Raw genomic sequence first — 20,349 nt, forward strand, 5'->3', positions numbered from 1 at the left:
TATTAATATAAAAAAAAGACGACATTTAATGTCGCCTAATAGAGTTAATCTCTTACCTCAAACCCATATGACACAGCTTATTTAAAAGTTTGATAACTGTTTTAGTGTGGCTTTTAATAATTGCTGAGTATCTGTAATCTGCATATCATAAGCACTTTGAGCGGCCTTAATCGCCTGTTGAGCTTCTTTTTCTCTATATCCTAAGCTCAATAGTGCTGATTCTACTTCTGCAATAATCTGTCCTTCGTGATTGACACTCGGTTCAGACACTTGTGATTCCATAAAACTATTATCTATTTCGATATCTTTGAGTTTATCTTTTAGCTCAATTAATAGTCGTTGTGCTGTCTTTTTACCAATACCTGGAATACGAGTCAATGCAGTTTCTGAGCCTTGCTCTACATGTGCTTTTAGCTCAGCAGCAGACATAGCAGATAGCATGGCTAATGCCATCTTTGCACCCACACCATTAATTTTTATTAACTTTCTAAATACATCTCTATTATTTCTATCAATAAAACCATACAGCAGTTGTGCATCTTCACGAACATGTAAATGTACCCAAATGCTGATATCTGCATTCATCTGTAACTGACAAAAAGCGGGAAGAGGTAGCTCAACTTCATACCCCACACCAGATGCAGTCATGATACATGCCATTGGTGCTTCAAGCAGCTCTACCCGCCCTTTAATCAGTCCAATCATTCATCTACTCCACTTACACTTATGACTTAGCTAACCATAGGCCAGCCTTTAATGATTAAAAGGCTGGTAGTCATGTCTTATTCCAATTTTATAGCCTAATACGCACCTAGTTAGATTAAATATCTCTAGCTGAAATATAGCCATAAAAAAGTAACTCAATTTATTTAAGCCTGATAAAAATCTACCATTTGCTCAAGACTAATTGGACGAATCTTACTGGCATTACCAGCCGTACCAAAAGCCTCATAACGAGCAATACATAAATCCATCATTGCATCCATTGATGCTTTAAAAGGTTTACGAGGGTCAAAGTCACTTGGATTTTGTGCCAAATAGCGACGGATAGCACCCGTTGAGGCTAAGCGTAAATCAGTATCAATATTGACTTTACGCACTCCAAACTTAATGGCTTCAGCTATCTGCTCAACTGGTACACCATAGGTTTCTCCAATGTCACCACCGTATTCATTAATCACTTTTAGCCACTCTTGAGGCACACTAGATGAGCCGTGCATGACCAAGTGAGTATCAGGAATACGAGCATGAATCTCTTTTACACGTTCAATAGATAAGATATCACCAGTTGGTGGACGGGTAAATTTATACGCACCGTGACTGGTACCAATGGCAATGGCTAACGCATCAACGCCTGTATCTTTAACGAACTGCTCTGCTTCATCTGCACTGGTCAATAGTTGAGAATGGTCTAAAACACCCTCTGCACCAATGCCATCTTCTTCACCAGCCATTCCTGTTTCTAGACTACCCAAGCATCCAATTTCACCTTCTACTGATACTCCACACGCATGCGCCATGTCAACAACTTGACGAGTAACACGGGCATTGTACTCATAGTCAGTAGGGGTTTTGCCATCCTCTGCTAATGAGCCATCCATCATTACAGAAGAAAATCCCAATTGAATAGAGCGCTGACAAACTGCTGGGCTTGTACCATGATCTTGATGCATAACCACAGGAATATGAGGCCACTCTTCAATTGCAGCCAATATTAAGTGTCGTAAAAATGGTGCACCAGCATACTTTCTTGCCCCTGCACTCGCTTGCACAATAACAGGAGAGTCTGTTTTATCTGCAGCCAACATAATGGCTCGCATCTGTTCCAAATTATTGACATTAAAAGCAGGAACGCCATATTGATTTTCTGCTGCATGGTCAAGTAGTTGTCGTAAAGAAATTAAAGCCATAATATTCTCTTAAAAAGCCTTGCTAAGTTTAGCTGGGTTGAAATGGAATTAAAAATCGGCGCTAGTATACCAAAAAGCAGTCAAGAGGTGGTGATGCTTTTCTGCACAAAGCAGAACATAAAAAAAGCTTCAGTAAATAAAATACTGAAGCTTCATATTGGGGATACTGGAGTGCCACTCAATGCACACACTAAGTATTTACAAGTTAACAGTCTATTTGATTTGCATCACTTATAGTGATTCATCTTTTAAAGTTAAGTACTTTTAAAGAATTGCTTTGAAAGATTAGTATTGCTGATCTTCTGATACAGCATTCATATCTTCAGCAGCATGTTGCTCTTGTCTAGCTTCTGCATCAGAAGCAACTTTATCTGCACCTTCAGCAACGGCATTGGCAGTATCAGCAACAGCTTCATTTGCACCATCTGCAATGGCTTCACCAGTACTAACAACAGCATCAGTTGCCTCAGCACCAGCAGTTTTTGCATCATCAACCATACTGTCACCAGCTTCACTTGCTGCAGTTGCCGCATCGCCTGCTGCTTCAGAGACATCTTGACCTGCTTGTTCAGCAGCATTTTTGGCATCTTCAACTTGTTGGCTACATGCCATAAGTGACATTGTGCCTGAAACTAAAGCAACGAGTAATAGGTTACGTTTTAACATTGTATTTCCTCACTTAAATGTGACATTAATTCCTCTCATAGTATTGTAGCGATGCTTGCAGATTCTTTGCAAGTTATCTCTACACTTGTTAACAAAACTCAACTACTGCAACTATGAGAGACATATTTGGTAACAACCAAATATCTTTAAAGCATATAGCATACACCACTATGAGCCAACTATCTATACACTATATGCCTAATAATAGTCACTTCTATCGGCTCAACGCAGCAACTGCAGGTAATGTTTTGCCTTCAACAAACTCTAAAAATGCACCACCACCTGTCGACATATAACTAACACCATTGGCAACTTCATATTTATAAATCGCTGCCAATGTGTCTCCACCACCAGCGATACAAAATGCTGGGCTATCTTTTATTGCTTCTGAAACGATTTTGGTACCTTCTCCAAATGCATCTACTTCAAAAACACCTACAGGACCATTCCATAAAATAGTTTTAGCTGACTTGATAGCATCAGCAAGTTTTTCAGCACTTTGTGGCGCAATATCCAAAATCATCTCATTGTCACCGATATCTGCAACGGCTTTAATTTTGGCTTCTGCACTATTTAGTGAGCCAATAAAATCATCAAAGTTAATTTGTGCTTTATCTGCCACCACCACATATTCTGGCAATAAAATCTGAGTCTGGCTCATGATTGACTTGGCAACCTCAATCAAGTCAGCTTCATATAGAGACCCACCAACAGAATGTCCCTGTGCTGCTAAAAATGTATTGGCAATACCTCCACCAACGATAATCTGGTCACAAATTTTTGCAAGGCTGGTTAATACATCCAGTTTGGTCGAGACTTTAGAGCCACCAACAATGGCAAGCATTGGTTTTTCTGGCGTTTCTAATGCCTTACTCAAAGCATCTAACTCTGCGGATAATAAAGGTCCTGCACAGGCTTGTTTATTTTGGTGATTCACCGCTTCAATAACGCCATGTGTTGAGGCTTGTGCACGATGTGCTGTACCAAAGGCATCCATTACAAAGACATCACATAAATCTGCATATTTTTGTGACAATGCACTGTCATCTGCCTTCTCACCCTTATTAAAGCGGACATTTTCTAGTAATACCACATCACCAGAAGTGACGCTCACACCTGTGCTTAAATAATCACGGCTCAATAACACCTCTTGTCCTAACTGCTCGGATAAATAGTCAGCCACAGGTTGTAGTGAAAACTCATCAGCATACTCACCTTCTGTAGGACGACCCAAATGAGAGCAGACCAACACGCCAGCCCCTTTTTCTAATGCCATCTTAATGGTTGGTAAGCTTGCTTGCAAACGGGCATCATTAGCAATCTTTCCTGCCCGTATTGGCACATTGAGGTCTTCACGTATCAATACTCTTTTATCCGTCAAATCCAAGTCATTCATACGCAAAAAATTCATCTGTTGCTCCTCTCAAAGGGTTGGTTTCTATGGCTTTACAAAATATCATATCAATATCACAAATTAATGTCACAAAATTTTAACACACATTTTATTCATCATCACAACTCTATAACCAAAACCATATTGAGTAATACATTCTGCCTCTGTAACCTATTAATCATACCCAAGTACATTTATGTTTTTATTACTAAATGATTGATAAGGAAAAGATATGAGTATAGATTTTAATGAAGCAAAAACACGCCTACTTAGCTTAAAAGAAGAATATGCCACTCGTATCGAAAAAATCGAAGACCATATTCAACACCCTCAAGACTCACTCAATGAGCACTGGGATGACCAAGCCATCTCTACTCGTGAAAATGACATGCGTAAAAACTTATTAGTTGAAGCACAACAAGGGCTAAACTATGTCAATAATGCACTGAGTCGTATTGAAAATGGTACATACGGTGAGTGTACAGAATGTGGTGAAGATATCGAAGAAAAACGCTTACAAGCTGTGCCATATGCGACATTATGTATGCAACATGCTGAATAAGCGCTATATGCTACATATAGCACAGCAACAAAATCATAAAAAAATCCCCCAATCATAATGGTTAGGGGATTTTTTAGACTTAGCTTCAAATAAGCTTAGATTCAAACAAGAGGTATAGACTATTGCATCCAACCTGCTAGAGCATCCTGCCAGCGTTGACAGCGCAACGCAATCTCAGCCACTGGATACTGCAAAATATCACCAACAACAGCAACATAACGCAATGAATACGGATAAAGCTGGGTGACATTTTCTGCACTAATGCCACCTATGACACACAGGTCGATATCACAATGTTGTACTTGCTCTAATACAGATAAAGAAATAGTTTGTGCGCTTGGCTTGGTAGATGATGCAAAGATTGCCCCCAATGCTGTATAGCTGGCACCTTGACGCTTTGCCTCTTCAACCAATGCCACAGAGCCATGACAAGTACAGCCAATCAGGGCATTATCACCTAAAAGCTGACGTGCAGATGCCACGTTACCATCTTCTTGCCCCAGATGCACACCCACACCCAACTCATGAGCCAACTGCATATCATCATTCATCACCACAGTCACACCATACCTTTCTGCTAAGGTAATAATCTGTTTTGATTCATGCAATACACCAGCACGCCCTTGCGCTTGACTCACTTTTTTACGACGAATCTGAACAACCTCGACCACACCTGTTGCAAATGCTTTATCAAGCTTCTCACATAACACAGTTAGCTCATCATCATTTGTAATTAAGTATAAACTGGGTGTCTTCATTCACATCTCATCCTAAATCTTCTGCTTTATAAAAAAAGCCCACTTTTAACACTCTACTTTTAGAGATAAGGCATCAATCACTAATATGGGTATTGATATCAGAATCTGTCTCCAGCTCAAATACTTGGCGTAAATATGCCAGATAAGTATCATTGCTAATCATCGTTTTTCCGGGACTATCTGACAACTTAGCAACAGGCTGTCCATTACATTCAACCAACTTTAACACAATATTAAGCTGAGTCAGACCCATATCATTGGTTAAATTTGTACCAATACCAAAACTGGTTTTTATGCGCTCTTTAAAATACTGATGTAACTTCCATGCTTTGGCAATATCCAGCCCATCACTAAAGGTTAACTGTTTTGTTTTAGGATTAATCTTTAACTTTTGATAATGGGCAATTGCCTTATCACCCCATTCATACGGGTCACCACTATCATGACGCAACCCATCAAACAGCTTAGCAAAGTATAAATCAAAATCTCGCAAAAACGCATCCATACCCACCACATCCGTCAAAGCAATACCTAAATCACCTCGGTATTCATGCACCCATGCCTCAAGTGCAGCCTTTTGTGAATCGCGTAGTCGCACATCCAGCGCCTGAAATGCCTGCATAAACTCATGCGCCATTGTACCAATAGGTGTCATCTTTAAAGTCTTAGCGAGATAAACATTTGACGTTCCACGTACAATATTCGGCTCAGCACGATGCAATGCTTTAACAACATGCGCCTGCCACGTTTTACTAAAACGACGACGAGTTCCAAAGTCAGCAATGATAAATGGTGGGTCATTACGTTGCTGTTTACCAGCATACTGATGCAAACTGTCTATTTTTTGCTGTAAGCGATGCTCACCTTCTTCTAAAACCGCAGGCGTACTCAGACGCTGATAATACAACTCATTGACAATCGCCAATACAAACACTTCAAAAAACATCGCTTGTATCATTGGACCTTCTATATCAATACAAAGGCGATTTTTTTCATCTGTACTAACCTTAATAAATCGGCGTTTTAATTGAAAAAGCTCCAAATAGTCAACAAAGTCTGAACGCAAAAAACGCAAGCCACGTAAATAATCCAGCTCATCTTGACTAAAACGCAACTCACACAAACTATCTAACTGTAACTCTAAATCAGGTTTAATATCTCGTAGTGGATAAGCTGTCTCTTGATAATTGCGACAACGAAAGCGATACACACCATGCGTCTGTGGAAACTGGTGTAACATAGCTTGTAGCATGGTAAATTTATATAAGTCATTATCTAACAATGAGGTAATAATAGGTGTGATTTTCCCGCTCATAATGCTACCTTTTTTTATTAGGAAATAGAGATTTTAAAATTATTGCCTAAAACTTAGCATATTTCTGAACATGCTGGTAGCAATATATATAAAAAACTTGATATAAAACACGATGATAACAAGGATGACTGATAAAACTTTTTGTTTTACACCAACCATTTATCATATGATGATGTGCAAATAATAGGAAACCAGAGAATTTAGGAAACCAGAGAATTATCGCTCTGGTTGCAGTAAATTTTGGTAACTTGGCTGAATTTGTTCAAATGGCATCCAAATAAATACATCAGCACAATGAAACATCACATCAAAACATGCTTGCTCGGATAAACTTGCACCCATCTTAATATATGTCCTTAGTAGTGGTGGAAGCTGTGGTGAATGTCTTAACACACTTTCAGGCAGTCGATATTTCGGTTTTACAGCTACTTTTGGTACAGCCAAATCATGAAGCCAACCCTGAATATCACCAGCACCTACTGGAATAGAGCAACAACCCATAAACGCATTCACAGACAGCAAATGTGCAACCTGTCCCACACTTTGCCATAACTGCATCAGTGCCTTCATTCCTCGAAATTGCGGATGAATACATGTTCGTCCAATTTCCAAAATATTATAAGGATAACGTGATAAAAGATGGGTTAGTGTAAATTCACTTTCACTATAAAATCGACCTGCTTGATTGGCACGAGGACAGTCTAATAATCGTGTGGTTGCCACCACTTTGCCATCTTGTATCAATACAATATGAATACAAAACTCATCAAACTCATCATAATCTCGCCCATCTGGAAAGGTCGCACCAAATGTCTGTGAAAAACACAATGCCCTAAGCTGTTGTGCTTGCAATAAATACCCCGAAGCAAGGTGACTATCTATGCGATGATGGCTGGGCAGATGGCTCATTGATTGTGACTGTTGAACCGCAACATCATAATGAGGCAATGCTCCAAAAAACGAAGTTAAGTGATGCTCAGAATCACTCATCTTAGAAACTGCATCTGGTATGATAAATCGCTGAGTGCGCCCATCAATGAACAGCGACTGTATCTGCGTACGTTCCTGAGACTTTTTTTGAGAAAAAGTGTGGTAGTCCTCTACATTGGCGTGTAGAATCTTACCGTCTTTTTGCTGAAGTTCGCTTTGTTTTGTACGAGCAATATAATTATTATGATGATACTCAGGCTCACTGGTCGCACAAATACTCTGTATTGCCCCTTGTTTTGTGGTTTGCTTTTTTGTTTGCTTGGCAATATTTTGGTATAAATTGTTTTGATTGCCAGCATCAATATCATTTGTACGATAGTGATTTTTTAATATATAACTATTCATATGAAACAAAGTTGGCATAATATCCGTCATAATTTATTGCTCATTTTATTGCTTAGGGCATATAACAATTTAAACTTTAAAGTGAGATGATTTAATAAAAAGATTAAAAAAGTTAAAATTGCCCCAGTTAAAAGAGACCATACAACTATCAATAAAACACGGCTAAAAATAAACTAAGTTTGTAGTAAGTTTACAAGTCAATGTGGTTATAGAAGTGTATGACACTAGGTTTCTTTTTGAGTATGTGACATCAGCATGTCCTTTATATGGCAAAATAATGGCAAAATGATGACAAGTTTTCGCAAATATGTTTCTATTATTTAATATCTAGATAAGTAAAAGGTGATAACTTTTGGAATATTTTGAGCGCCACGAAGGTGGTGAAAGAGCGATACTGGTACATTTAGACATTAGGCAACTACGTGACCCTGATGATTTAGAAGAGTTTGAATTATTGGTTGACTCTGCTGGGGCACAACAGCTAGCCATTGTGACAGGCTCTCGACTAAAACCTGATGCTAAGTACTTTGTTGGAACAGGTAAAGCTGAAGAAATCGCTGAGCAAGTCCGTCTACATGATGCAGATATTGTGATATTTAACCATAGCCTTTCCCCTTCACAAGAGCGCAACCTTGAAGCATTGTGTCAGTGTCGTGTTCTTGACCGCACGGGTTTAATTTTAGATATTTTCGCCCAGCGTGCGCGTACCTATGAAGGGAAACTACAAGTTGAACTGGCTCAGCTTAACCACTTATCCACACGACTGGTTCGTGGCTGGACACACTTAGAGCGCCAAAAAGGTGGGATTGGACTACGAGGTCCAGGGGAAACACAGCTAGAGACAGACCGTCGCTTATTACAAACTCGTGTCACTCAGCTCAAAGCTAAGCTTGATAAAGTCAAGCAAACCCGCGCTCAAGGGCGGGCAAAACGACAAAAGTCTGATGTATTAACCATCTCATTGGTAGGCTATACCAATGCTGGCAAATCAACTTTGTTTAATCGCTTGGTTGATGAAAATATCTACGCAGCAGACCAGCTTTTTGCTACGCTTGACCCCACGCTACGACGTCTCGACTGGCAAGGAATTGGACGTGTGGTCTTGGTAGATACGGTTGGCTTTGTACGCCACCTACCCCATGAGCTGGTTGAGTCTTTTCATGCCACTTTAGAAGAGACACTAGAAGCTGATTTATTACTACACGTCATTGATTCTGCTAGCCCTGATATGCACGAGCAAATCAAAGCCGTCAAAGCAGTACTGGCTGAGATTAATAATGACGTCCCTGTTCTCAATGTTTACAACAAGATAGACTTAACTGGAGAGCCTGCTCATATTGGTTATGCCCGTGAAGGTGTACCCAATCGTGTCTATGTCTCTGCCCAAAAAAATCTGGGTATCGACAAATTGTATGATGCCGTACAGCAACTTTTATCTGGACGACTGCATACCTTTGATTTGACGCTTCCATACGATGCAGGGCAATTTAAAAATGCACTCTATCAATTAGATGTCATCTTAGAAGAAGACTTTGATGAAGCAGGACACGAATGCTTAAAAGTACGGCTACCAAATGATAAGCTTAAACAACTTCTGGGACAGGCAGATATTGACCCCTATCAGGTGTTGCCAACAGAACAAGCAGATCGTCTAATGCCAAAGCTTGAGCCATTTGAACAAGCAGAACCAGCTCAAACGGACCAAGCCGATGTAAACAGTGACAAAGAATAAGATATCCTACCTAATATTTGCCATATTTTGTGATACACATAATGGCTGATAAATACTTATTTAGATAGAAGGAAGGGATAAGGAAAAGATAATGAATGATTTAATAAATGCACTAACCAGCATTTATGATAGTAATACTTATTTGTTATAAAAATTTGTTAATAATAGGGATATTAGCATCTGTTGCACTTGAGTATTTAGCCGATACTAAAGCAAATAGCAACAGAGAGCCATGATCTAACCATGACCCATCATCATATGGAAGAGATGCCAGATGACGCCAAATCAAACACAGACACCAAAGCTCCCCTTATATCTTGCCATTATACTCACTCTAGTAATGGTGATAGTCGTTCGTGAAGGGGCAGTCATCGTCTGCCGAGCCATGAATATTGAAAGTGCCGCCAATATTGTTGGCATGATAGTCATGTTTATTTTATTGATGACATGGCGACTGACAGTAGGGCTACCAGAATGGATTAGCCGTGCCAGTAACCGACTACTTGTCGATAGTGGATTTGCCTTTTTGCCAGTTTCTGCTGGCGCGGGGCTGTTACTATTTGCACTTGGCGAAGAGTTTTGGGGCATTGTGATTACCATCATCGTCAGTACCCTAATACCATTATGGGGACTTGCCAAACTTGCTAATCACTGGCTCAAAGATACCCCAGAACAGCCAATGACCTCGCAATGCAACACAACTGACTCACAGCAATCATCTAACTAGGAGTTATATCGTATGACAGAATATTTTGCCTCCGCTCCTAGCTTAGCTATTTTAGCAGCCATTGTCTTAACACTGATAGCACATGTCATTGCTCGTCTGATTGCCCTGCGTGTTCGTGGCATTCCATTAGTTATTACCGCCATGATTTTGGTGATTTTATTTTTATACCTAATCAACTGGCAGTATGAGGCTTACTATGCCGTTGCCAAGCCCATCTTTGACCATCTGCTAGGTTATGTCACCGTGCTACTTGCCATCCCACTGGCAGCTATGAACTTTAAAGGTTTACCACTCAAACGCTTATCCATCATTGTCATTATTGCCAGTGCAGTAGGCGCATTACTGCCAATGTCGATGGCATACTTATTTTCACTTAGCCAAGAGACTTTATTGTCTTTTGCTACTCGCTCTGTAACCACACCAATTGGGCTCAGTGTTGCTGAAATTATTCATGCTCCCTTAGCGATGGCAAACCTTATTATCATTGTCTCAGGTTTACTGGGTGCAGGTGTTGCACGCTGGCTATTTAGAGGTGTCACAGATGATCGTGCTAAAGGTTTGGCTCTAGGACTAGCCGCTCACGCTTTTGGCACAGTTGAGGCATGGCAGATAAGTGAAACAGCAGGACGTTATGCAGCCTTTGGATTAGCAGTTAATGGTATTGTCACTGCTATTTGGATACCGATTTTTTTAAGTATTTTTTAGCCATAAACTTATCTATAGCCAAAGAAAACTAAAACAGATACAAAGCAACCGAGTGCAGATAGTACAGCAAACGAGGTCAACATCGTTACTGTTTAGTAGTTCTTTGACTATACAAATTAAAGGCTTAGTATATAAACATATACTAAGCCTAGTTAAATGATATTGATATATCTGCTATTTATTTTGCGTTATTGTGAGGAGGAATAACTGCATCTAGCTCTTTTTTCATTGCTGGCAAAGTAATACGCATTTGCTCATCTACAGCTTTCATTATCTCAGGCATTGCCGTCATCATATAGTCTTGCATTACTTCTGGCTGCTTTTCAATAATACTCTGTCCAACAGGGCTACTATAAAACTCAATTTGTGCATCTACTTCCTCTTGTGTGTAATATTTTTTTGATGCATCAATAAAACCTTGGTGTGACAACTGTACCATTTGAGGTCTAACTTTATCTAACATATCACGAACATTTCTATTAATAATTTCTGCAACCTGCTGTTTCTGTGCAGGTGTCAAGTCCTGCATTTCTGCGTGTGATAGTTCCGCTTGTATCATCGGCTGAACGATATCATGTTGTGAGCCAAGCATCTGATCCATTGTCTCTGACATATGCATGACTTGCATCAGCTTCAATACTGAGGCATCCGTTGGCTCAGCCGCTTGTGCAGGCAACATACTTGTGCCAAAAATAAGAGTTGCTGTTAAAGCTGTCGTTTTTAGTAATGAACGCATAATAATAAATTCCTTTGTTTGGTAAGTATCTAGTAAATATTTAATGAATCTATATATTCAATATTACAAGTATGGACTTTAAACTTTGATAAGTGATTTAAACCACCTATATCAACATTAAATAGTTATACTACAGCTTTTATATTAAGAATAGTTATGAATATAAATTTAATAACAAAACTAACAAAACTCATTACATTCTGACAGCAGATAACAGGGATAGTCTATTGTTCATCACTATTACCATCAAGCTCACCCACAAATCCGCTAATATCACAGCTTGGGCGATTCGACTCATCCATGCGGATTTTTTTACGCTCTACAGCCGCATCAAAACGACACTGCTGTAAAGGAGATTTAATCTCTAATGGCGGTACAGGGGTTGGCTTACCATTTTCATCAATCGCCACCATAGTAAAATAACAACTATTGGTATGACGAATGGTTCGTGCTTGGATATTTTCAGCTTCAACTCGTATCCCCACTTCCATAGAAGTACGCCCAACATAATTGATACTTGCAGCGAAGGTGACCAACTCTCCGACATATATTGGCTCACGAAACATCACTTGATCGACAGATAACGTCACAACATGCGCACCACTATAACGACTGGCACACGCATATGCCACCTGATCAAGCATTTTGAGTAAATCCCCACCATGTACATTACCAATAAAGTTTGCCATATCAGGCGTCATTAAAATTGACATGTACAGCTCATTTTTTAAAGGTGCTTTTTTTGCTGTTGATGCTGTATTCATCTGTGACATAAAATTCCAAATTTAAAGTTTAATAGGACGCATATTATAAGAGTCGTATACTTAATAGTACAGTCATCAGTATGTCATGGTACAATAGACACGATGTATGGCAAAAACTTGGTTATTATTCGTCATATCATTAATAATCAAGTCTGTTTCTTTTTATATGAATCAAAAAATATAAGGATAACTTATGAGTGAGCTTCAACTCTCAGACCGCGTAAATAACATCAAACCTTCTCCTACCCTTGCTATTACCAACAAAGCCAAGGAGCTAAAAGCTGCCGGCAAAGATATTATTGGTCTTGGTGCAGGTGAGCCTGACTTTGATACGCCAGAATTTATTCGCCAAGCAGGTATTGATGCAATCAATCAAGGATTCACTCGCTATACTGCTGTTGATGGCACACCAGAACTAAAACAAGCCATCATTGCAAAGTTTAAGCGTGACAATGACATTGAGTTTGCTGCTAATGAAATTTTAGTTTCATGCGGTGGTAAACAGTCATTTTTCAATTTGGCACAAGCATTTATCAACCCAGGCGATGAGGTCATCATTCCAGCACCTTACTGGGTGAGCTATCCTGATATGGTTAAAATCGCTGAAGGTGTGCCTGTTATTGTAGAATGTTCTGCTGAGCAAGACTTCAAATTAAGTGCAGAGCAGTTAGAAAATGCCATCACAGACAAAACCAAACTTTTGGTATTAAATAGCCCATCAAACCCAACAGGTATGATTTATACCCTAGATGAGCTAAAAGCCTTAGCTGAAGTACTAAAAAAACATCCTCATGTTTATGTGGCCTCTGATGATATGTACGAACATATTCGCTGGACCGGTGATAAATTCTATAACATCTTAAATGCTGCTCCTGAGCTAAAAGAGAGAGCCATCATCCTAAATGGTGTCTCAAAAGCTTATGCCATGACTGGCTGGCGTATTGGCTACGCTGGTGGCCCTGCAAAACTGATTGGTGCTATGAAAAAAATCCAATCACAGTCAACCTCTAACCCAACATCTATCAGCCAAAAAGCTGCCGAAGCGGCACTAAATGGTGACCAAAGCGTTCTTGAACCAATGGTTGCTGCTTTTGAAAAGCGTTGTGATTTGGTGGTAGATGGTTTAAACAAAATTAAAGGCATCACTTGCCTACGTCCAGATGGTGCATTTTATGTTTATCCAAACATCATGCCATTAGTTAAAGCTGCAGGACTCAAGTCATGTACTGAATTTTCAGAGTGGCTATTAGATAAAGTTGGCGTTGCTGTCGTACCTGGTGATGCGTTTGGACTGGGTGGTCATATGCGTATTTCTTATGCCACTGATGAAGCAACATTACAAGATGCCCTAGCGCGTATTGAAAAAGCCGTCTCTGAATTAGACGTTGCAGAATAAATCAAAGCACTCTAACTATATACACTAAACAAAAAGTCACCATCTGGTGGCTTTTTTATATTAATTTCACTTTCTTTAAAAAAAACACTTGACGTTTCTGATAAGTTTGCTAGAATACGCCCCACTTAACGCAGTTATCACTATTATTCGATAATCGTTAACACAACTTATTCCCCAATAGCTCAGTTGGTAGAGCATCGGACTGTTAATCCGTGTGTCCCTGGTTCGAGCCCAGGTTGGGGAGCCATATTATTTCATGCTATGCTGGTATGATGATTGTTGGCCATAATGCCAAAAGCCCTTATCCCACAGATAAGGGCTTTTTTTTATAGCAATGTCTCGTTAATTACTCCTTAGTATAAGCTATAAATTCATTTCTCTTTTGAGTCTAAAAGTAAAATAGTATCAATTTTAGAAAAATCCATTTATAGGCTTGACAGCCATAAAAAGCTTAGCTAAAATACGCCCCACTTAACGCAGTTATCACTATTATTCGATAGCCGTTAACACAACTTATTCCCCAATAGCTCAGTTGGTAGAGCATCGGACTGTTAATCCGTGTGTCCCTGGTTCGAGCCCAGGTTGGGGAGCCATATTACTATCTTATATGATAGATATTAATTAGCCCTTACTTCAAAAAGTAAGGGTTTTTTTATGTCTTGATATTTATAATATCTATTATAAAGCCATAAAACTAAATAACATTACTATGACTAACTATTGACTATTATTAACTCAAGATAGCCACTTCTGTGGTTTCAGTTCCTGTTTTTTTGGCTTATAATGACTCCTCCCTTATCATAATTAATCACAATCACTCATCCTAATATCTGGTTGCCACTATGTTACCTCCACATATTAAAAACAAATTTTCTGAGCATCCACAAAAAGTCATGCGCCCAATCAGTATTCGACTTTCAGAAGAGATGCTACTGCTATTACAAGAAACTGCGGATGAATACGGCTTTAATCGTATACAAGGTCTATTACGCTTATATATTCGCCAAGGGCTTGATCGAGACAATGATAAATACACACTTGCTCACGATGAAGTATTTTTAGAAACTTTGCGACAAAAAGGGGTCAGTCAAAAACTCATTGATGAAGCAATTATTGATACAAATAATGCTTCTGCACCTAAGCTTCCATAATAGCGCCAATCACTACTAAATCCCCCTAATTCACCAATCTTTTACTGATGCTTCAGCTAATTAAACCAGCCATTTTGTGCTGGTTTAATTGTCATTAAATCATAGTATATAACTACCCATACAAAACTTCTGCTATAGTGGTGCAAATTATCTTGTCAAAAAAATAGCTCTATTATGTCAAAAAATATCGTCTGCCAGCACCATATACTCCTCACCCCCTATCTGATATTAAGAGGCTTGAGCATTTGCTTATTGTTTGGCTTGACCATAATACTAACTGGCTGTGGTGGCTCTTCGTATGAGTCAGACTATGATAATGGTACACAGGCTATTCTTAGACTCTCTACAGAGGAACAAGCATTATTTTATCGTTATGTCGCACGTATGCAGTCTATACAAGCTGAGCAAAGACCTCATCGTGTCACGATTGCACAAGCTTTATCCAGTCAACGTGAATATGAACAAAAACATGCAGATTCTGATAAACACATGTTAGATAAACGTCCTAAGGAACGTTATGCTCTTATCTTACTTCCTGAGCAGATAACCAATGCACCACCCAATACCCCCCGCTTTAGCATCAGTCTATACAATAATAGCGATATGGCCGTCAAAACATTCCAAGGTACAATTGAAATTAGCTTACCTACTTGGCATCAACCACAAACCCTTACTATTCCTTTGACACAGTTTTTGCCACCTATTGCTCCACAAGGTCAAGGAATATTAGCAATCAACGATAGCCTACAAAATGCGTCTATCTTACGAGACATCAAACAGCTTGATACAGCCAGTATTCATATTGTCTCTGCAAAACTGACTTTAGATGACAATCAAGTTGTGCAACTGCCTATAACGTCAACATCTAAAAGTAAGCCTGCAAATACACCAAAATAACAAAAAATAGAGAATCTATAAAAAAATTATAATTTTTTTAGAAAAGGGGCTTGCAGTATTATATAACTTGTGTATAATACTGCACCTACGGAAGCGTGGCAGAGCGGTTGAATGCACCGGTCTTGAAAACCGGCGTGGGTTCATAGCCCACCGAGAGTTCGAATCTCTCCGCTTCCGCCATATACCAAAAAGCCAATTACTAATTTAGTAATTGGCTTTTTTTATGGGTGATGGAAATTATTTTTTCGATTATGTCATAACTGTATTCATCTCCCTACATCCTCTCTCCCTTCATGAAAAAAATATATAAATTTATTTAAACGACATAACCTGTCAAACATATACTGCATACTATAAAAATCATCTCAAGCAGTCAGCGATGAGAATCAAAATAAATCTAGGGAGAAAAGTTATGAAAAAACTGACAATATTAATGACCTTGTTCTTTTTAGCACCCTTAGCAAATGCTAATGAGGACACTCTAAAAGTAAATACCCTCAAAAGCCTCTATAAAAACTGTGTTGCCTATGAAGTTAATAGAGACTCTGACTCCTGTTATGAAGCGCTTTATAAGGTCTCTAGCCCTGAGCTTAAGTTAGCATTAATATTAGCAAGTGGATTTGAAGCTCAAGAAGGTATGTTATGTACTGATATTAATCTTTGGGACTCAGTAGATCCAATTTTTGATACTCAAATTACTTTTACAAATATGCATGATGGTAGGGTATTAACTAGATTTGGCTATGGAGGAAAAGTTTCATACTCTTTATCTTGTAATCATCACAGCTGTATGGTTACAGATATATTTAATCGTAATGACATTTCATTTGTTCAAGATGCCAATCAAAACTGCTATCCATAATAACAAATAACCAAACCTATAAATAAGAGAATATATGATGAAAACTACCTATAAATTAATCACTGCTTTGTTTGTTTCAGTAATAGCTACTTCTTCTTATGCAATATGCGATAAACTCTTTAGCTGCACAGTCAAGGGGAACCATAAAAAAGTACAGGTGTGTGACGATGATAATGGTTATATTACCTATCGATTTGGAAGAAATTTAAATTCACCAGAGATGAAGTTAACCCTCCCCTATCATAGAACCAGTATCTAGCATTGGTGGGACATAGGTGCAGGACGCTGGCATAATAATATACTAAATTTACCAAATGGTAATAGTCTCTTTACCAGTCTTGATACCCATACACATGCATTTCAAAGTGGCATTTTAGTAGAAGCTAATGGTAGACAAGTTGCTGAATGAAAATGTATAGATGATACACTGTATTCTGACTTAGAAAATGTGGATTATTTACCAAGAACTCGTTGGTAAATTACTTCTATATAGATAAAAAAAAGACTAGGCATTAAGCCTAGCCTTTTAATATATTCAGTAATTAGTTAACCACAGGATAAAACGGCTTGCCCCAATCCATCTGGTCATGATGGCTCATCATGATTTGTATCATCAGCGGTAATAGTGAGGATAAAATGGCACAGCCATCTTTAACCTGCTCACGATTAACTTGGCTATTATGCGTTGCTCCACCATGTACGATTTGATTGCGTAGCGTATATAGTCGTTCAAATACCACAGCTAGGATAATATCTGTATCTTTATTAGTCAGTGCTACATGAACCTTACTTTTTGCCTGTTTAAAGTCCTCTAGCCATGCTTGCTCACTAATATGACTATTATGAAAATCCCAAAATGGCTGAAATGTATAACGGTTATCTAGTAGTGTACGAATACTCCCTGAATAAGTATCCCAAACTAGATTATAAATAGCCTGCACTTTATCTAGCTGACAAATCATTTGAATAAAACGGCGAAACTCTGCCTTTTCACTGTTTGTTATATTTAGCCCCATTTTGCGAGCATAAACGGCATTAAAGGCTATCCATAGGCTGATAAATTGAATATCCTTATCATCACACTCTTGAGCTTTGGTTATCCAACTGAAAGCACGATGTAGGCGTAGGTTTAATTCATCTGGGCGACTACTACGAGTATTATTAAACTGCTCAAGTAATGTCATATTGTTGCCTTAATAGCTAGTTTTTTCACTGTATATAAGCTATTTTTCCTAAAAATTTTAAGTTATGATAGATGTTTTAAATTAACTAATATTAATCTTACGTTTACTTTTTGGCACATGCTGAATAATGCTATCCATCACCTTAGATATATTATAGTTTTCTGTGGCAGAATAATAAACAGGCATGCTGATTTTTTGTTTTGTATTTTCATAAATACGACTTTGTACTGACTTTACCTTATTTTCCAAAAATAATTTTAATTTTTCTTCTGGGAAGTGATTTTTAGAATTCCAGTAGCGACCCTTCATACCCATATCACATTGATTAACAACTGTAATAATTCTATCAGATGGTATTTGTTGACAAATAACCTCCTCAAGTAAATGATATGTTGTACCAAAATCACGAGATGACCCATCTAATATTACTAAAACCAAATCAATAAGTCCCCATGTGCCATCATCATGAGTATAAGTTTTATAAAGCGTATCAACCAGTTTCTTTTTATGAATCACATCTTTACTGGGAGAGTCACCCAAACCAGGACTATCCCAAAACCTAAGTTTACTTTCTCCAATATCATAATGGTCTATTTCCATGGTTTCAGGATCAGCACCCTTACCTACTTTTGCAACATCATTACCAAACAATGCATTAATTGTTGAAGATTTACCTACACCAGTTGCACCAACCAACAATATATCTAAAGGATATGCACCCATTGAGTTTATTTTATTAAGTAATTCTTGTGTTCTATAAGTTCGTGCATAACTGCCATTAATCTCTTGCATACTCTCTAATTGTTTAATCAGGTTTTCCACCTGATTTAATAAGGAAAAAACATCAGTCATCATCTAACTCCTATTTCAAAATATGTATACTGATATAGTGTTAGAAGTATCTAATATTAACTTTATTAGTTTTCCATAAGATACTTCCAACATAAAGTTTAGGTAAATTATTAGTTAGTTTAAGTTCTTAGCCAAATAAACCACTAAAAAATGATTTAACTACTCCAACAGCTCCACCCACAACAGTTCCAATAACTCGCCCAACGGCTCGCCCTCCAGAACCAAGTAAACTTCCTATTTCCTCACCAATTTCACCACCTGTCTGAGCAGATTCACGAATAGAGTCTATAAAACTTTGTTGAACTTCCTTTTGATAATCTTGCAATTTATCATCATGTTCCCAAACCTTTTTATCTATATTCATATCATTAATATAAACAGCCCGTTTTTTTGGCTTAGTACTATTAACAATAAACATAAATAACTTAGACAGGTTATAAGGTTGTTGTTCCTCATCACCATCTTTATATCCTGCTGAATAATAGATGGGTTCAACATTAACACCTGTTGCCTCATGAATACGCTTACGGGTTGATTCTACCTTTTCATCTAAAAATTCAACCAACTTATTCTCAGGTTTATTTTTCTCATGATCCCAATAACGCCCCTTCATTGCCATATCACACTGATTAATAGCAACTAGTAGACGGTTAGTATCTTCACCTAAATTTGGAATAATCACTTGATTAATTAATTCAAATGATGTTCCCAAATCCCGAGATGAGCCATCTAAGATGACTAACACTAAATCAATTAAAGCATTGCCATCTTTATCTTTCTCATATAGCTTATTAATAATATTTTTTGAATGACGACGATCAGCCTCTTTACCATCACCCAAACCTGGACTATCCCACAGTATAATATTATTTAATTCAAATTTTTTAATATCCATTGTTTCAGGATCAACACCTTGACCAACTTTAGCAACATTTTCTCCAAATAAGGCATTAATTGTTGAGCTTTTACCACAACCTGTTGCACCTGTAACGAGAATATTAATTTTTTCATCAGCGAGCTTTTGTATACTTAACATTAAATGTTGTTTTGCTTTTTCACTCATTCCATGTTCAGTTGCCAAGTCACGTATTACAGCTTTAAAATCATCTAATCTCATATTGATTTACTCCAAATTAATTTAAAAATTTATAGTCTATATCTACATCTACTTAAATAAATACTCTATCAGCCTAACCTCCTTTTTCTATTATTCTATTTCTAATATTAGAAACACTCTAAAAAATTATCCTTACTTTTTGATATTCATATAAACTAATACCTTATCTTAACTAAGTTCTATGTAAGCTAAGAGGTTTGATTAGCACTTATTCCCTCGCTGTTTTTCTAGATATGCTTCAATCGTAGAACAGCCTGTTTTCTGAGCATGAGGGAACAGAATAATAA

The 20,349-nt window shown here is 38.0% G+C and carries 20 protein-coding genes and 3 tRNA genes; 11 read left to right on the forward strand and 12 right to left on the reverse strand.

The genetic code is table 11. The annotated features are described in order from the left end of the window. Window positions 1-81 precede the first annotated feature (81 nt). The 4 genes from ruvA to FHK88_RS11205 form a co-directional block, all read right to left on the reverse strand. A complete protein-coding gene (gene ruvA / locus FHK88_RS11190) occupies window positions 82-705 on the reverse strand; it encodes a Holliday junction branch migration protein RuvA (RefSeq protein ID WP_227430828.1) in 624 nt (207 codons plus the stop codon). A gap of 164 nt (window positions 706-869) precedes the next feature. Continuing rightward, the gene (gene fba, locus FHK88_RS11195; RefSeq protein WP_227430829.1) at window positions 870-1,910 is read right to left on the reverse strand and encodes a class II fructose-bisphosphate aldolase; all 1,041 of its coding nucleotides are present in this window, start codon (window positions 1,908-1,910) and stop codon (window positions 870-872) included. Between the two features lie 285 nt (window positions 1,911-2,195). Then, entirely contained in the window at window positions 2,196-2,576 is a 381-nt protein-coding gene (locus FHK88_RS11200) for a hypothetical protein (protein ID WP_227430830.1), read from the reverse strand. Window positions 2,577-2,790: 214 nt separating this feature from the next. Then, entirely contained in the window at window positions 2,791-3,987 is a 1,197-nt protein-coding gene (locus tag FHK88_RS11205) for a phosphoglycerate kinase (RefSeq protein WP_227430831.1), read from the reverse strand. A 214-nt stretch (window positions 3,988-4,201) separates the two neighbouring features. On the opposite strand from FHK88_RS11205, the gene FHK88_RS11210 reads away from it, so the two are divergent. Beyond that, entirely contained in the window at window positions 4,202-4,531 is a 330-nt protein-coding gene (locus FHK88_RS11210) for a TraR/DksA family transcriptional regulator (RefSeq protein WP_227430832.1), read from the forward strand. Window positions 4,532-4,650: 119 nt separating this feature from the next. Here FHK88_RS11210 and FHK88_RS11215 read toward each other — a convergent pair whose 3' ends face one another. The 3 genes from FHK88_RS11215 to FHK88_RS11225 form a co-directional block, all read right to left on the reverse strand. Beyond that, window positions 4,651-5,289, reverse strand: a complete 639-nt coding sequence (locus FHK88_RS11215) for a thiamine phosphate synthase (RefSeq protein ID WP_227430833.1) — start codon at window positions 5,287-5,289, stop codon at window positions 4,651-4,653. 73 nt (window positions 5,290-5,362) lie between these two features. After that, window positions 5,363-6,604 (reverse strand): nicotinate phosphoribosyltransferase, encoded by a 1,242-nt coding sequence (gene pncB, locus FHK88_RS11220; RefSeq protein ID WP_227430834.1) that lies wholly within the window; start codon window positions 6,602-6,604, stop codon window positions 5,363-5,365. Window positions 6,605-6,820: 216 nt separating this feature from the next. After that, entirely contained in the window at window positions 6,821-7,969 is a 1,149-nt protein-coding gene (locus FHK88_RS11225) for a GNAT family N-acetyltransferase (RefSeq protein ID WP_227430835.1), read from the reverse strand. A 322-nt stretch (window positions 7,970-8,291) separates the two neighbouring features. Between FHK88_RS11225 and hflX the strand changes: the two genes are divergently transcribed. The 3 genes from hflX (at window position 8,292) to FHK88_RS11240 (ending at window position 11,103) form a co-directional block, all read left to right on the forward strand. Beyond that, the gene (hflX, locus tag FHK88_RS11230) at window positions 8,292-9,671 is read left to right on the forward strand and encodes a ribosome rescue GTPase HflX (RefSeq protein WP_227430836.1); all 1,380 of its coding nucleotides are present in this window, start codon (window positions 8,292-8,294) and stop codon (window positions 9,669-9,671) included. Window positions 9,672-9,945: 274 nt separating this feature from the next. Then, window positions 9,946-10,398 (forward strand): CidA/LrgA family protein, encoded by a 453-nt coding sequence (locus FHK88_RS11235; protein WP_227430837.1) that lies wholly within the window; start codon window positions 9,946-9,948, stop codon window positions 10,396-10,398. Window positions 10,399-10,410: 12 nt separating this feature from the next. After that, window positions 10,411-11,103 (forward strand): LrgB family protein, encoded by a 693-nt coding sequence (locus FHK88_RS11240; RefSeq protein ID WP_227430838.1) that lies wholly within the window; start codon window positions 10,411-10,413, stop codon window positions 11,101-11,103. A 178-nt stretch (window positions 11,104-11,281) separates the two neighbouring features. Here FHK88_RS11240 and FHK88_RS11245 read toward each other — a convergent pair whose 3' ends face one another. Both FHK88_RS11245 and FHK88_RS11250 read right to left on the reverse strand, forming a co-directional pair. Further along, a complete protein-coding gene (locus tag FHK88_RS11245) occupies window positions 11,282-11,839 on the reverse strand; it encodes a DUF2059 domain-containing protein (protein ID WP_227430839.1) in 558 nt (185 codons plus the stop codon). A gap of 224 nt (window positions 11,840-12,063) precedes the next feature. Beyond that, the gene (locus FHK88_RS11250) at window positions 12,064-12,612 is read right to left on the reverse strand and encodes an acyl-CoA thioesterase (RefSeq protein ID WP_227430840.1); all 549 of its coding nucleotides are present in this window, start codon (window positions 12,610-12,612) and stop codon (window positions 12,064-12,066) included. Window positions 12,613-12,796: 184 nt separating this feature from the next. On the opposite strand from FHK88_RS11250, the gene FHK88_RS11255 reads away from it, so the two are divergent. The 7 genes from FHK88_RS11255 to FHK88_RS11285 all read left to right on the forward strand — a co-directional run bounded on the left by FHK88_RS11255 (window position 12,797) and on the right by FHK88_RS11285 (window position 16,909). Continuing rightward, the gene (locus FHK88_RS11255) at window positions 12,797-13,999 is read left to right on the forward strand and encodes a pyridoxal phosphate-dependent aminotransferase (RefSeq protein WP_227430841.1); all 1,203 of its coding nucleotides are present in this window, start codon (window positions 12,797-12,799) and stop codon (window positions 13,997-13,999) included. Between the two features lie 171 nt (window positions 14,000-14,170). Next, a tRNA-Asn gene (locus FHK88_RS11260) sits at window positions 14,171-14,246 on the forward strand. Between the two features lie 270 nt (window positions 14,247-14,516). Continuing rightward, window positions 14,517-14,592, forward strand: a tRNA-Asn gene (locus FHK88_RS11265). Between the two features lie 249 nt (window positions 14,593-14,841). Then, window positions 14,842-15,150 (forward strand): CopG family transcriptional regulator, encoded by a 309-nt coding sequence (locus FHK88_RS11270; protein ID WP_227430842.1) that lies wholly within the window; start codon window positions 14,842-14,844, stop codon window positions 15,148-15,150. A gap of 174 nt (window positions 15,151-15,324) precedes the next feature. Then, a complete protein-coding gene (locus FHK88_RS11275; protein ID WP_227430843.1) occupies window positions 15,325-16,047 on the forward strand; it encodes a hypothetical protein in 723 nt (240 codons plus the stop codon). Between the two features lie 89 nt (window positions 16,048-16,136). Then, window positions 16,137-16,227 (forward strand) — tRNA-Ser (locus tag FHK88_RS11280). 232 nt (window positions 16,228-16,459) lie between these two features. Further along, the gene (locus FHK88_RS11285) at window positions 16,460-16,909 is read left to right on the forward strand and encodes a hypothetical protein (protein WP_227430844.1); all 450 of its coding nucleotides are present in this window, start codon (window positions 16,460-16,462) and stop codon (window positions 16,907-16,909) included. 542 nt (window positions 16,910-17,451) lie between these two features. Here the strand turns inward: FHK88_RS11285 and FHK88_RS11290 are convergent. From FHK88_RS11290 to FHK88_RS11300, 3 genes are all read right to left on the reverse strand, one after another. Continuing rightward, window positions 17,452-18,093: a HEPN domain-containing protein gene (locus FHK88_RS11290; RefSeq protein ID WP_227430845.1), complete on the reverse strand. Its 642-nt coding sequence runs from the start codon at window positions 18,091-18,093 to the stop codon at window positions 17,452-17,454. A gap of 81 nt (window positions 18,094-18,174) precedes the next feature. Next, window positions 18,175-18,948 (reverse strand): GTPase family protein, encoded by a 774-nt coding sequence (locus FHK88_RS11295; RefSeq protein ID WP_227430846.1) that lies wholly within the window; start codon window positions 18,946-18,948, stop codon window positions 18,175-18,177. A 124-nt stretch (window positions 18,949-19,072) separates the two neighbouring features. Then, window positions 19,073-20,062 (reverse strand): GTPase family protein, encoded by a 990-nt coding sequence (locus tag FHK88_RS11300; protein ID WP_227430847.1) that lies wholly within the window; start codon window positions 20,060-20,062, stop codon window positions 19,073-19,075. Between the last annotated feature and the right edge of the window lie 287 nt (window positions 20,063-20,349).

The organism is Psychrobacter sp. I-STPA6b (assembly GCF_020662265.1).
In the GTDB taxonomy this organism is placed as follows: domain Bacteria; phylum Pseudomonadota; class Gammaproteobacteria; order Pseudomonadales; family Moraxellaceae; genus Psychrobacter.

Excerpts from the sequence above, each read along its gene's own strand:
- FHK88_RS11235 (WP_227430837.1), top strand. The coding sequence starts at position 9,946 with ATGACGCCAAATCAAACACAGACACCAAAGCTCCCCTTATATCTTGCC.
- FHK88_RS11250 (WP_227430840.1), bottom strand. The coding sequence starts at position 12,612 with ATGTCACAGATGAATACAGCATCAACAGCAAAAAAAGCACCTTTAAAA.
- FHK88_RS11295 (WP_227430846.1), bottom strand. The coding sequence starts at position 18,948 with ATGATGACTGATGTTTTTTCCTTATTAAATCAGGTGGAAAACCTGATT.
- FHK88_RS11200 (WP_227430830.1), bottom strand. The coding sequence starts at position 2,576 with ATGTTAAAACGTAACCTATTACTCGTTGCTTTAGTTTCAGGCACAATG.
- FHK88_RS11255 (WP_227430841.1), top strand. The coding sequence starts at position 12,797 with ATGAGTGAGCTTCAACTCTCAGACCGCGTAAATAACATCAAACCTTCT.
- FHK88_RS11290 (WP_227430845.1), bottom strand. The coding sequence starts at position 18,093 with ATGACATTACTTGAGCAGTTTAATAATACTCGTAGTAGTCGCCCAGAT.
- FHK88_RS11240 (WP_227430838.1), top strand. The coding sequence starts at position 10,411 with ATGACAGAATATTTTGCCTCCGCTCCTAGCTTAGCTATTTTAGCAGCC.
- FHK88_RS11245 (WP_227430839.1), bottom strand. The coding sequence starts at position 11,839 with ATGCGTTCATTACTAAAAACGACAGCTTTAACAGCAACTCTTATTTTT.
- FHK88_RS11275 (WP_227430843.1), top strand. The coding sequence starts at position 15,325 with ATGTCAAAAAATATCGTCTGCCAGCACCATATACTCCTCACCCCCTAT.
- FHK88_RS11225 (WP_227430835.1), bottom strand. The coding sequence starts at position 7,969 with ATGACGGATATTATGCCAACTTTGTTTCATATGAATAGTTATATATTA.
- FHK88_RS11215 (WP_227430833.1), bottom strand. The coding sequence starts at position 5,289 with ATGAAGACACCCAGTTTATACTTAATTACAAATGATGATGAGCTAACT.
- pncB (WP_227430834.1), bottom strand. The coding sequence starts at position 6,604 with ATGAGCGGGAAAATCACACCTATTATTACCTCATTGTTAGATAATGAC.
- FHK88_RS11205 (WP_227430831.1), bottom strand. The coding sequence starts at position 3,987 with ATGAATTTTTTGCGTATGAATGACTTGGATTTGACGGATAAAAGAGTA.
- FHK88_RS11300 (WP_227430847.1), bottom strand. The coding sequence starts at position 20,062 with ATGAGATTAGATGATTTTAAAGCTGTAATACGTGACTTGGCAACTGAA.
- ruvA (WP_227430828.1), bottom strand. The coding sequence starts at position 705 with ATGATTGGACTGATTAAAGGGCGGGTAGAGCTGCTTGAAGCACCAATG.
- FHK88_RS11270 (WP_227430842.1), top strand. The coding sequence starts at position 14,842 with ATGTTACCTCCACATATTAAAAACAAATTTTCTGAGCATCCACAAAAA.
- FHK88_RS11210 (WP_227430832.1), top strand. The coding sequence starts at position 4,202 with ATGAGTATAGATTTTAATGAAGCAAAAACACGCCTACTTAGCTTAAAA.
- fba (WP_227430829.1), bottom strand. The coding sequence starts at position 1,910 with ATGGCTTTAATTTCTTTACGACAACTACTTGACCATGCAGCAGAAAAT.
- FHK88_RS11285 (WP_227430844.1), top strand. The coding sequence starts at position 16,460 with ATGAAAAAACTGACAATATTAATGACCTTGTTCTTTTTAGCACCCTTA.